Source organism: Arthrobacter sp. CP30, from assembly GCF_053470025.1.
The window spans coordinates 22,330-34,969 of record NZ_JBQEMM010000012.1; the positions used below are offsets into that span (position 1 = coordinate 22,330).

General features: G+C 70.5%; 10 protein-coding genes. 2 read left to right on the plus strand and 8 right to left on the minus strand.

All coding sequences use genetic code 11. The features are described 5' to 3' along the window. Positions 1 to 42: 42 nt before the first annotated feature. The 7 genes from cmk to ACTIMO_RS14530 form a co-directional block, all read right to left on the minus strand. Positions 43 to 693 (minus strand): (d)CMP kinase, encoded by a 651-nt coding sequence (gene cmk / locus ACTIMO_RS14500; protein ID WP_055773590.1) that lies wholly within the window; start codon positions 691 to 693, stop codon positions 43 to 45. A 113-nt stretch (positions 694 to 806) separates the two neighbouring features. After that, on the minus strand, positions 807 to 1,928 hold the full coding sequence (locus ACTIMO_RS14505; protein ID WP_448182850.1) for a prephenate dehydrogenase: 1,122 nt from the start codon (positions 1,926 to 1,928) through the stop codon (positions 807 to 809). 3 nt (positions 1,929 to 1,931) lie between these two features. After that, positions 1,932 to 3,332: a pseudouridine synthase gene (locus ACTIMO_RS14510; protein WP_448182851.1), complete on the minus strand. Its 1,401-nt coding sequence runs from the start codon at positions 3,330 to 3,332 to the stop codon at positions 1,932 to 1,934. A gap of 97 nt (positions 3,333 to 3,429) precedes the next feature. Further along, positions 3,430 to 4,071 (minus strand): SMC-Scp complex subunit ScpB, encoded by a 642-nt coding sequence (gene scpB, locus ACTIMO_RS14515; RefSeq protein WP_448182852.1) that lies wholly within the window; start codon positions 4,069 to 4,071, stop codon positions 3,430 to 3,432. Then, positions 4,064 to 5,002, minus strand: coding sequence for a segregation and condensation protein A (locus tag ACTIMO_RS14520; RefSeq protein WP_448182853.1), 939 nt, complete (start codon positions 5,000 to 5,002; stop codon positions 4,064 to 4,066). The genes scpB and ACTIMO_RS14520 overlap by 8 nt, the downstream gene beginning before the upstream one ends. Positions 5,003 to 5,046: 44 nt before the next feature. Next, positions 5,047 to 5,931 (minus strand): ParA family protein, encoded by an 885-nt coding sequence (locus ACTIMO_RS14525; RefSeq protein WP_055773566.1) that lies wholly within the window; start codon positions 5,929 to 5,931, stop codon positions 5,047 to 5,049. Positions 5,932 to 6,292: 361 nt separating this feature from the next. Next, positions 6,293 to 7,696, minus strand: coding sequence for a cation:dicarboxylate symporter family transporter (locus ACTIMO_RS14530; RefSeq protein ID WP_055773568.1), 1,404 nt, complete (start codon positions 7,694 to 7,696; stop codon positions 6,293 to 6,295). A gap of 223 nt (positions 7,697 to 7,919) precedes the next feature. On the opposite strand from ACTIMO_RS14530, the gene ACTIMO_RS14535 reads away from it, so the two are divergent. Both ACTIMO_RS14535 and ACTIMO_RS14540 read left to right on the plus strand, forming a co-directional pair. Then, a complete protein-coding gene (locus tag ACTIMO_RS14535) occupies positions 7,920 to 9,758 on the plus strand; it encodes a sensor histidine kinase (RefSeq protein WP_422391680.1) in 1,839 nt (612 codons plus the stop codon). Next, a complete protein-coding gene (locus tag ACTIMO_RS14540; protein WP_055773570.1) occupies positions 9,755 to 10,477 on the plus strand; it encodes a response regulator in 723 nt (240 codons plus the stop codon). Before ACTIMO_RS14535 ends, ACTIMO_RS14540 begins: the two co-directional genes overlap by 4 nt. 44 nt (positions 10,478 to 10,521) lie before the next feature. Here the strand turns inward: ACTIMO_RS14540 and ACTIMO_RS14545 are convergent, their stop codons facing one another. Continuing rightward, complete coding sequence (locus ACTIMO_RS14545) at positions 10,522 to 12,516, minus strand: AMP-binding protein (protein ID WP_448182854.1); 1,995 nt, start codon at positions 12,514 to 12,516, stop codon at positions 10,522 to 10,524. Positions 12,517 to 12,640 lie beyond the last annotated feature (124 nt).

Consider the following 12,640-nt stretch of genomic DNA (forward strand, 5'->3'; position numbering starts at 1 on the left):
CGGCGATCCTGGTGGGCGCGAGCCCGGAGTCTTGAGGCGCGCTCAGTGCGCGATGGTGCGGACGACGTCGAGCACGGCGGCGACGGTCTGCTCGAAGTCGAGGTCGGAGGAGTCGAGCGTGACCACGCCGTCGGCGGCCTGCCGGAAGTTGACAACCGTGGAGTCCCTGGCGTCACGGTCGATGACCTGCTGCTTCAGCTGCGCGTCCGTCTGCGTCCCGCCGAGCTGGTCGCCACGGCGCCGCAGGCGGGCCTCCTCGCTCGCGGTGAGGAGGATGCGGACCTCGGCATCGGGGGCGACGACGGTGGTGATGTCGCGTCCCTCGGCGACGATGCGGTGTCCGGCTCCGGCGATCAGCGCACGCTGCCTGCGGATCAGTTCGGCTCGCGCACCCATGGTCGTGGCGACGGCGCTGACGGCCGAGGAGACCCCCGGCTCGCGGATCGCGGCCGTGACGTCGTCACCGGCGATGGTCACCGACTCCCGATCGGGACTCGTGCTGATGAACAGCTCGATGCCGCGGGCGGCGGCCTCCACGGCCACGCCGTCCTGCAGGTCGACGCCGGTGGCGATGCAGTGCAGCGTCACCGCGCGGTACATGGCGCCCGTGTCCAGGTACGCCGCGCGGAGGCGGCGCGCCACCTCCCGGCTGACGCTCGACTTCCCGGAACCGGAGGGTCCGTCGATCGCCACGACGAGCGACTTCCCGAGGCGGAACCCCGAATGGGGGCTCGCGTCCCGCTCCGCCGTCGCCTCCGGATCCCCTGCCGCGGGTGCTGCCGATGCTGCTGATGCCGATGTGGTGATCACTGCACTACCTTCCAGCCCCGCTGGGTCAGGGACTCCGTCAGTTCTTGCCGCTTGCCGGGCAGGACCGAGAGCTCCGCGAGTCCCACCTGCCGCCCGGGTGAATGTTCGAGGCGGAAGTCCTCGACGTTGATGCCGGTGTGGCCGATCTCCGTCAGGAGCTTCGCGATCTGCCCGGGAACGTCGTCGACCAGCACGGTCAGCCGCGCGAACGAATTCGGTGGGGTGCCGTGCTTGCCCGGGACACGCGCCTGGCCGGCGTTGCCCTCCGTCATGAGTTGCGCCATGTCGAGCCGCGCTCCCCCGGCAGTCGGGTCCTCGAGCGTCGAGATGAGGCGGTCGAGGTCCTCCCGGACGCCGTACAGGATGTCCACGAGGCGGCCGGCGTTGGCCGAGAGGATCTGCACCCACAGGCGCGGATCACTCGCGGCGATGCGGGTGACATCGCGGAGCCCGTTCCCGGCGAGGGCCAGCGCCTGCACTGGCGAGTCCTGCAGCCGGCTCGCGACCAGGGAGGACACGACCTGCGGGAGGTGCGAGATCAGGGCGACGGCACCGTCGTGCTCCCCGGCGGACATCCGCGTGGGGACCGCGCCGAGGTCGACGGCGAGTGACTCGGCCCGGAGCACCGCGTCCGGCCTGCTCGTCGCGTGGGCGCACAGCACCCACGGGGCACCGGAGAAAAGCTCCGCGCGGGCCGCCACGGGCCCCGACTTCTCACGGCCCGCCATCGGGTGGGTCCCGACGTAGCGCGGGAGGTGGCCGGCGGCGTGAGGCATGCCCTCGAGGTCCCGCAGGATGGACTCCTTGACGCTGCTGATGTCCAGCACGACGGCGGCGGGGTGCGCCACGAGGGCGTCCGCGACGACCCGGGCCGTGACGTCAGGGGGCGTGGCGACGACCACGAGTTCCGGCTCGAACGATCCGCCGTCGAGCTCGGAGTGGAGCCTGCCGGCCCCGATGTCCCGCGCCACCGCCTCGGTGGACGGCGAGCTGTCGGACAGCACGACGTCGAGCCCGCGCGCCCGGAGGCCGAGCCCGATGCTCGCGCCGAGCAGACCCGCCCCGACGATGAGGACGGGACCGGCGAGGTGCGTCCCCTGGTCCGTGCGGATGGTCATCGACTAGAGGCCCACCGAAGCCAGGAGGTGTCCGACCTCCTGGCGGCCGAGCACGCGGATGCTGCCCTGGCGCTGGTCACCGACGCGGATGGGACCCACCTGGGTGCGGACGAGGCGCTCCACGGGGTGTCCGACGGCGTCGAAGAGCCGGCGGACGACGCGGTTGCGTCCCGAATGCAGGACCACCTCGACGAGGATGTGGCCGGGGGTGGAGTCGACGAGCTTAAAGGAGTCCACCGTCGCCACGCCGTCCTCGAGCTCGATCCCCTCCTTCATCTGGGCTCCGATGCCCTGGGCCATGGGGCCGCGGACCTGGACGAGATAGGTCTTGGGTACTTCGTAGGAAGGGTGCGTGAGGCGGTTGGTGAGCTCACCGTCGTTGGTGAGCAGCAGCAGGCCCTCGGTCTCGGCGTCCAGGCGGCCCACGTGGAAGAGCCGCTCGCTCTTGTCCTTGTTCTTGAGGAAGTCGCTGATGCAGCGCCGGCCCTCGGGGTCCTCCATGGTGGACACGACGCCGCGGGGCTTGTTGAAGACGTAGTACTTCAGGTGCTCGTTGAGCTGCAGGCGGATGCCGTCCACGTGGATGGCGACCTGTTCGGGATCCACCCGCACACCGAGTTCGGTGACGATCGTGCCGTCGACCTCCACCCGGCCGTCGAGGATCATCTCCTCGCAGACGCGGCGGGACGCGACGCCGGCGAGGGCCATCACCTTCTGCAGGCGCACGCCCTCGGGGTTGTGCACGTCGATCTCGTCCGCGGGTCGGCCCGAGTGCTTGGGCCTGGCCTGCCGAACCGGGCCGAGGTTCTGGCCGAAACGCTCCTTGCCGAAGGCCTTGGCGCCCGCCGGCTTCTGGCGCGGGCCTGCCTGGCCCGGACGTCCCGGCTTGCCGGCGCGGCTGCCCGGCTTCGCTGCGAAGCGGCCCGACGGCGTGCCGGCCGAGGGACGGCCTGCGGCCGAACGCGCTCGACCGTCGGCGGACTCGCGCCGCTCACCGCTCTGCGGCCTGCCCTCGGCGGAGCGGCTCGGGCGGCCCTCGCCGGTGCGACCACCGCGATCGTCACGGGACGGGAAGGAGCGGCCCTCGCCTGAGCGACCACCGCGATCGTCACGGGACGGGAAGGAGCGGCTCTCGCCGGTGCGACCTGTGCCGGGGCGGCCCTGGCCGGACCGCGCCGGCCGACCCTCGGCGGAGCGGCTCGGGCGGCCCTCGCCGGCCCGACCACCGCGATCGTCACGGGGCGGGAAGGAGCGACCCTCGCCTGGGCCGCCCGTGTTCGGGCGGCCGGTGCGCTCGCCGCGGGACGGGGACGTCCGTGCACGGTCAGCGTCGGCGGGTCGACCGGCGGACCCGCCGCGGCGCGGCGCGTTACGTCCGGAATCGGATCCTGGCTGCTGTGTCATGTCGTCCTTCGTGTAGGTACTGCTCTGTTCGTCACTGCTCGGGGCGGTCCGTCCGTCCCGCTCCTGATCACCGCTGATCGATGCCGGCCGATGCACCTCAGTACGTCGTCTCGTCGTACTCCGCCAGGCTCTCGAGGCCCGGAAGGTGGGGGGCGATCCGCGGCAGTTCGTCGACGCTGCCGAGTCCCAATCTTTCCAGAAAGAGGATGGTGGTCCCATAGAGGACCGCTCCGGTCTCGGGATCGGTCTCCTGCTCGACGACCAGCCCCCGCTGCAGCAGCGTACGGACCACGGAATCGACGTTGACGCCCCGGATGGCGGACACCCGGGCACGGGAGACGGGTTGGCGGTACGCGATGACCGCCAGTGTCTCGAGTGCTGCCTGTGAGAGCCGGGCAGTCTGGCCATCGAGAACGAAGTCGGCGACAACGGACGCGAAGTGCGTCCGGGAGAAGATCCGCCACCCGCCGGCGATGTTCCTGAGTTCGAAACCGCGCGGTTCAAATGGTTCGGTGCTCTGGAGGCCTGATCCAGTATAGCCGTCGTACTCCCGCTGCAGGTCCACGAGGACCCCGTGCACCTCGGCGGTCGGCCGCCCGAGGACCGCGGCCACCTGTTCGTCGGTCACGGGACGGTCCGCGACCATGAGGATCGCCTCGACGGCGCCCCGGATCCCGCCGGGCAGGACATCGACGTCGGGCACGGGTTCATCCCCTGCGGGGGGTCCAGGCTCAGTCATCCTGCGCCTCCCGTTCCCCCGCGGACCGCGGGCCCTGCCCACCGTCGGGTGCGTCGCTGTTCCCCTCCGCGTTCCCCTCCGAATCGAACCCTTCCGCCTCGAAGTCGCTCGTCAGCGCTTCCGCGGACCAGTGCCCGTCCTCGGCACTCCACCGCACCAGCAGTTCGGCGAGCGGGGCTGCCTGGTCGAAGGAGATCGCCCCGTCGCGGAAGAGTTCGAGGAGCGCGAGGAAGCGCACCACCAGCACCAACCGTGAACCGGCGTCCTCGGTGAGCTGCCGGAAGGACAGCGGACCCCTCGTCAGGAGGAGATCCTGCAGGATGACCGCCTGGTCCCGGACGCTGACGGCCGGGGCGTGCAGGTGCTCGATCCCGACCTCGGACGGCTGCTCCTGCCGTGGGGCGAGGACCTTCGCGGCCAGGGCGGCGAAGTCCGCGGGCGTGTGCTTCCAGATGAGCTCGGGCAGCAGCCGGGTGAGGTGCGGTTCGAGGGGGACGTCGCGAGGATGCCTCGCGTCCTCCTCCTCGAGCCGCTGCGCGAGGTGGCGGGCCACTTCCTTGAAGGCCCGATACTGCAGCAGCCGGGCGAACAGGAGGTCGCGGGCCTCGAGCAGGGCGATGTCCTCCTCGTCCTCGACCGCGCCGGAGGGCAGCAGCCGCGCCGCCTTGAGGTCCAGCAGGGTCGCTGCGACCACGAGGAACTCGCTCGCCTCGTCGAGTTTCCACTCGCCCTCGGCCGCCTGGATGCGGCGGATGTGCGCGATGAATTCGTCCGTCACCTGGGCGAGGGCAATCTCGGTGATGTCGAGCTCACGTCGCGAGATGAGGTTCAGCAGCAGATCGAAGGGCCCGCTGAAATTCGTCAGCTGCACCGCGAACACGGCGGCAGGAGCCGCCGTCGTCGGAGCGGTGGCCGCCTTCGCGCGTGCCATCCCGGTCACCTACCGGGCCCGGGCGGACCCGGTGCGCGCCGGCACTAGGGTGCTCCGCCCCTGCTGATGAGCTCCTTCGCGAGCCGCCGGTAGGCATCCGCGCCGGAGTGGTTGGCGGCGTAGGACGTGATCGGCTCCGCTGCGACGGTCGCGTCGGCGAACTTGATGGTCCTTTTGATCACGGTCTCGAAGACCTTGTCGCCGAAGGCCTCGACCAGCCGGGCGATGACCTCGCGGCTGTGGAGCGTCCTGGCGTCGTACATGGTGGCCAGGACCCCGTCGATCTGCAGGCGCGGGTTCAGCCGGTCCTGGACCTTCTCGATGGTCTCGACCAGCAGGGCCACCGCGCGCAGGGCGAAGAACTCGCAGATGAGCGGGATGATGACGCCGTGGGCCGCAGTGAGCGCGTTGACGGTCAGGAGGCCGAGCGAGGGCTGGCAGTCGATGAGGATGACGTCGTAGTCGTCCGCGACCTTCCGCAGGGCGCGGTCGAGCACCTGCTCGCGTGCCACCTCGTTCACCAGCTGCACTTCTGCGGCGGAGAGGTCGATGTTGGCCGGCAGGAGATCGATGTTCTCGATCGCGGTGTGCTGGATGGCGTCGTGGATGGTCACCTTGCGGTCCATCAGCACGTTGTAAACCGTCACGTCCAGCTCGTGCGGGTTCGTGCCGAGGCCTGCGGAGAGCGCGCCCTGCGGGTCGAAGTCGACGAGCAGGACCTTGCGGCCGGCTTCCGCGAGCGCCGCGCCGAGGTTGATGGTCGACGTCGTCTTGCCGACGCCGCCCTTCTGGTTAACCATCGCGATGACCCGCGCCGGGCCGTGGGACTCGAGGACGGGGGGTTCAGGGAACTCCGTCACGGGCCGGCCGGTCGGACCGAGCTCCGTGTCCGCTGCGCCGGGCAGAGTGGAACCCTGTTCAGTACTCACGTTGTTTCTCCACGCTTCCATCGAATCCGGTGCACGCCGGCCGGGAAGGGGGGCCGGGCGGCGTTTCTCTTGGTCAACCGTACAACGCCCGGGAGGGGCACCGCGGAGGTGGGGGTCCCGGGGTGACGAGCCTTGATCCTCAACCTGAGGTCGAACGTTCCTTTCCCCGCCGCGTCCGGGACGACCACTCAGGGGGTCCTTGGTGGGAGGACGAGCGGGACACCGGACGCCCGGGACGGGGCCCGGATGCACCCGGATCATGCACCGCTCCCCGCGGGAACGACGACGGCGGTGCCCTGGATGAGCTCCAGGGCACCGCCGTCGTCGGGTGGTCGGGCGGACGGCCCGGAGTGGCGCGCAATCAGCGAGCGGTGGTCCCGCGGACGGCGGCCTCCGTGTGGGCCTCGGCGCCATCCTCGACGTCGTTCTCGTCATTGTCGAAGCGGTGGTCCGTGGTCATCGTGCTCTCGTCGAAGGGCTCGCGACCGTCGAGCACGTCATCCACGCGGGCCCGGTCGATCTCCTTGGTCCAGGTCCCGATGAGGACCGTCGCCACGGCGTTCCCGGTGAAGTTGGTGAGCGCGCGGGCCTCGGACATGAAGCGGTCGATGCCGACGATCAGGCCGACGCCGTCCACCAGGTCCGGGCGGTGCGACTGCAGGCCACCGGCAAGGGTCGCGAGGCCCGCTCCGGTGACCCCGGCCGCTCCCTTGGAGGCGATGATCATGAACACCAGGAGCGAGATCTGCTCGCCGAGGGCCAGGGGCTTGCCGAGGGCCTCGGCGACGAAGAGCGCCGCCATGGTCAGGTAGATCGCGGTGCCGTCCAGGTTGAAGGAGTAGCCCGTGGGGACGGTGACGCCGACGACGGGCTTGGAGACCCCGAGGTGCTCCATCTTGGCGATGAGGCGGGGAAGCGCCGCTTCGGAGGACGAGGTGCTGAAGATGAGCAGGTACTCACGGCCCAGGTACTTCATGAGCTTGAAGATGTTCACCCCGGTGACCATCTTCAGCAGGCCGCCGAGGATGACGACGATGAACAGGGCGCAGGTGATGTAGAAGGCGATCATGAGCGTCGCCATGCTGACGATGGCCTGGACGCCGGTCTCGCCGACGACGGCGGCGATGGCACCGAACGCACCGATGGGTGCGAGCCACATGATCATGATGAGGATCCGGAAGACGAGTGCCTGGATGTGGCCGATGCCGCGGAGGACCGGCTTGCCGGCGGAGCCCATCTTCTGGAGGGCGAACCCGACGAGCAGCGCCACGAACAGGGTCTGCAGGATGCTCGGACCCGTCAGTGCGGAGAGCAGGGTGGTGGGGATGATGCTGAGCAGGAAGCCGACCGTCCCCTCGGGTGCACCCTCGGCAGTCGCCGGCAGCTCATAGGTCGACGACGAGATGTCGAGTCCCTCGCCGGGCTGGATGAGGTTGCCGACCACGAGGCCGATCGCCAGGGCGAAGGTCGACATGACCATGAAGTACCCGAGTGCGAGCCCGCCCACCTTGCCGACCGTCGCGGCCTTCGCGATGGACCCGACCCCGAGCACGATCGTGCAGAAGATGATCGGTGCGATCATCATCTTGATCAGGTTGATGAAGCCCGTTCCGAGCGGTTTGAGCGACTTGGCGAACTCCGGGGCCGCCAGGCCGAGGATCGCGCCGAGAATCACCGCCGCGATCACGGCGATGTAGAGGAAATGGGTCTTGTCGACCCGTTTGCGGGTCTTGGCGGGTCCGTTGTCGGACCGCGATGGCGCCATAGCCATGGTGTTCTCCCTGGGTGTCCGGCCGCCCGGCGGCGCCGGCCGCCGGAGGTCGTTCTTCGGCTGCGGGGTCCTACCGGGGAGCGTAGTGTTGGGTGCTTCCTCCTGATCATCGCACCGCGCGTGATGCGCATCACGATTGAGTTCATACTGGTCATGGACCCGCGTGCGCCGGTACCCGCCCGGTGCCCCACGAACCCCGAAGGAGCTGGATCCCCGCGTGAGTCGATGGAGCCTCGCACGGCAGTACTTCCTCGTTCAGCTCGTCTTCATCCTGGTGCTGTCCGCGTCGCTGTCCGTGATCCTGTACGTCGATGCGGCGCAGGGCGTGGACGACGCGGCGGCCGAGCGCATGGTCGCCGTCTCCACGACGATCGCGCTGGATCCTGCCGTCCTCGAGGCCGTGGAGGGCCCGGATCCCTCGTCCGTCCTCCAGCCCTACGCCGTGGGCGTCATGGACCGGCTCGGCGTGGACTTCATCACCATCATGGCGACGGACCGGACCCGCTACACCCACCGCAACCCCGACCAGATCGGCAAGCCGTACATCGGGTCGGTGGCGGAGGCCCTCGCCGGCGGGACCCACACGGAGACGTACGCCGGCACCCTGGGGCCGTCGATCCGGTCGATCGTGCCGATCGTGGGCGGCGACGGGACCGTCCGGGCCATGGTCGCGGCCGGTATCACGGTGGACCGCGCGGCGATCGCCCGGAACGCCCAGCTGCCGCTCGTCGCGTCGATCGCGCTCGGTGCGCTCGCGGTCGGCGCCCTCGCGTCCTTCCTCCTCAGCCGACGCCTGAGCGACGCGACGCTGGGCATGGGACCGGCGGAACTGTCGCGCACCTTCGTGTTCTACGACTCCGTCCTCCACTCGGTCCGGGAGGGCCTCCTGCTGACCGATGCCGAGGGCCGACTGGTCCTCTACAACGACCAGGCTGCGCGGCTGCTGGGGCTCGACGGCACGCAGGAGCCGGTGCCGGCGTCGCACCTCGCCGTGCCGCCGTCGCTCCGCGAGCTCTTGGCGTCGGGGCGGAGGGCGAACGACGAGGTGCACCTGACCGACAGCCGGGTCCTCGTGGTGAACCAGGAACCCGCCGTACCACCGGCTCCCGCGGGGCGCGCCTCACACCATCCGACCGTTCTGGGCACGGTGACCACCCTGCGGGACCACACGGAGATCGAGGCACTGACCGGGCAGGTCGAGACGATGCGCACGCTGACCGACGCCCTGCGCTCGCAGACCCACGAGCACGCCAATCGCCTGCACACCATCGTGTCGCTCGTGGAACTCGGCAGGAGTGCGGACGTGCTCGATTTCGCGACGAGGGACCTGCAGCAGTCGCAGCGGCTCACGGACGAGGTGGTCCGGGCGGTCGACGAGCCGTTCATCGCGGCGCTGCTGGTCGGCAAGGCGGCTCAGGCGAACGAGCGCGGCATCGAGCTGATCTCGGAGATCGGCCATGACGCACAGGCCGGTGCCCTCAATCCCGTGGACCTCGTCACGATCATCGGCAACCTGCTGGACAACGCCTTCGACGAGGCTGCGGCCTCCGAGGAACCACGCGTGCTCCTCTCCGTGACACGTCTCGCGCCGGAGGGGACCGCGCCGTACCTCGAGATCGTCGTGGAGGACAGCGGTCACGGCCTGCCCGATTCCGAGAAGGCGAAGATCTTCGATTTCGGCTACAGCACCAAGCACGACGGCGGCCCGCAGAGGGGCAGGACGGGTGGGGTGACCTCCGGCCGGATGCACAGCCGGACGGGGGTCGTCGGCCAGGGGGTACAGGGGGCCGGGCGCGGGATCGGCCTCGCGCTCGTCCGCCAGGCCGTCCGGCGCTTCGGCGGGGTGGTGGAGGTGACGGACACGGACGACGGCGGTGCCCGCTTCACGATCCGGCTCCCCTACCCTGCACCCGCCGAACCGGCGGACGGACCGGTTCCCACAGGTCCCTCGGCTCCCTCGGGTGCCGCTGCTCGCCCGCTGAGCACCTCACGAGCCTTCGAGGCCGCACCCGATGGTACCGGCGCGCGCCCCGCGTCCGGTGGCGGTCGGGCATGACCGCCATCCGGGTCCTCGTCGTCGAGGACGATCCCGTGGCCGCGGACGCGCACGCGGAGTACGTGCGCCGCCTCGACGGTTTCGAGCTCGCCGGGGTCGCCCGGAGCGGTGCGGAGCTCGCCGCCTTCCTGCAGCTCGTGGGCGACACCGCGGGGCAGGCCGGCGCGCCCGTCGACCTCATGCTGCTCGACATGAACCTGCCGGACGTCCACGGGCTCGACATCATCCGCAGGGTGCGCGGGCTGGGCCTCCCGATCGACATCATCGCCATCACTGCGGTGCGCGACCTGCACGTGGTCCGCTCGGCCATTTCGTCGGGGATCGTCCAGTACCTCATCAAGCCGTTCACCTACTCGGCGTTCAGCGAGAAGCTGGGTGCCTACCAAGAGTTCCGGCAGAGCCTCGTCGACCAGGCGACGGCGACCACGCAGGCCGAGGTGGACCAGGCCTTCGCCTCACTGCGCACCGTCGCGTCCGCGGCGCTCCCCAAGGGACTCTCCGGTGAGACGTTGCGCGCCGTGTCGGCCCATCTGAAGGAGCAGTCCGCCCCGACCACCGCCATCGAGGTCTCGGAGGCGCTGTCGATGTCACGGGTGACCGCGCGGCGCTACCTCGAACACCTCGCCGATCAGCGGTCCGTCCTGAGGACACCGCGCTACGGCACGCGGGGACGCCCTGAGTTCGAGTACAGCTGGGCGCGGACCACCACCGGGCGCTGACGCCCGTCCCGCTCCCCCACCGGGTCGGGCTGCCCGGGCGACCGTCAGTCCGCGGACGTCGGCCGCAGCAGCGGGGCCAGCGCATCGAGCACGGCAGGATCCTCGATCGTGGACGGGACGGCGTACTGCTCCCCTGCGGCCATCTGGCGCATGGTCTTGCGCAGGATCTTGCCCGAGCGCGTCTTCGGCAGCGCATCGACGACCACGGCCGAACGGAAGTCCGCAACGGGTCCGATGGTCGTGCGCACCAGGTGTACGAGGGCCGCTTCGAGCGTCTCGGCGTCGATGGTCGAGCCTGCCTTCAGGACCACGTAGCCGCTGGCGCGCTGGCCTTTCAGCGGATCGTGGAGTCCGAGGACCGCGCACTCGGCGACGGCGGGGTGCTGCGCGATGACCTGCTCGATGGCGCCGGTGGAGAGCCTGTGCCCGGCCACGTTGATGACGTCGTCGGTGCGTCCCATGACGAACACGTAGCCGTCCTCGTCCAGGTAGCCGGAATCCCCGCTGGAGTAGTAGCCGTCGAACGCCTCGAGGTAGGACTCGCGGTACCGCTGATCGCTGCCCCAGAGGGTCGTCAGGGTGCCCGGCGGGAGCGGGAGGCGCAGGGCGATGCTGCCCTCGAGCCCCGCGGGAAGGGGCGCACCGCTCTCGTCCAGGACGGCCACGTCGAAGCCGGGCGACGGCAGCGACGGCGACCCCGGCTTCAGCGGGACGCCACCGAACCCCCGCGGATTGGCACAGATGGGCCAGCCGGTCTCCGTCTGCCACCAGTTGTCCACGACCGGAACACCGAGGACGCCACCGATCCAGGCGGAAGTCCCGGTGTCGAGGCGTTCACCGGCGGAGAAGAGCGAATCGAGGGAGGACAGGTCGTGGCCGCGGAGCGCCGAGCCCTCGGGATCGGCCCGGCGGATCGCGCGCAGGGCGGTCGGCGCGGTGAAGAGCACCTTTGCTCGGTGCTCCTCGATCAGCCTGCCGAAGGCACCCGCGTCGGGCGTCCCCACCGGCTTGCCCTCGTAGAGCACCGTCGTCGCGCCCGCCAGGAGCGGCCCGTAGACGATGTAGGAGTGCCCCACGACCCAGCCGACGTCCGACGCCGTCACGATGACGTCGCCCGGGCCGATGCCGTAGATGTTCCGCATGGACCAGGCCAGCGCGACGGCGTGCCCGCCGTTGTCCCGCACCACGCCCTTCGGGGAGCCGGTGGTGCCGGAGGTGTAGAGGATGTAGAGCGGATCGGTCGCCGCCACGTCGACGGGAGCGACCGGCTCGGCCCGCCCGACGGCGTCGTCCCAATCGACCCACGGCGCGTCACCACCGGCGGTCGAGGAGCCGGTCGAGGAGGAACGGCCGTCTCCGGACACGTCATCCGGATCCGTCCCGGCCCTGTGGTCGAAGCCATCACGATGCTTCACGACCACGGGCGTCCCCCCGCTGCCGGCGAGCGCGAGTGCCTCCCGGACGGCCGGCAGATACTCGACGCGGCGACCCGGCTCGAAGCCGCCCGTCGCGGTGACCACCGCCGCTGGTCCGGCGTCCCGGATGCGCGCGGCGAGTTCGGCGGGGGCGAATCCCCCGAACACCACCGAGTGCACCGCCCCGAGGCGCGCCGTCGCCAGCATGGCGATCACGGCTTCGGGGACCATCGGCAGGTACACGAGGACGCGGTCACCCTTGCCGACGCCGAGCCCGGCGAGGACGCCCGCGAAGACCGCCACCTCGTCCCGCAGCTCGGCGTAGGTGTAGCTGCGGCGCAGACCCAGCATCGCGGAGTCGTACACGAGTGCCGTCCGCGTGCCGTGTCCCGCGTCGACGTGGCGATCGAGGGCGTTGTGACTCGTGTTGAGCGTGGCGGAGGGGAACCACCGGTAGAGGGGCGCGGACGTGGTGTCGAGTGCCGAGGTGGGTGCGGCCGACCAGTCGACCGCTTCCGCGGCAGCGAGCCAGAACCGCTCGGGATCGGCGAGGCTTTCGACGTGCAGCGCCGTGTACTCGTTCCCCGGGGTACCGCCTCCGGCGTCCATCCCTGCTGCAGCCATGCTCGCCCTCCCTTGCGCGTGGAGAGGAGAGTATCACGGGCCCTGAGCTGCTTCAACGGCTCCTGTATACACGACACGCCAGCGGTCCTGAGCCTGGGCTCGCGACCCTTGCTTCTGGGGGGCT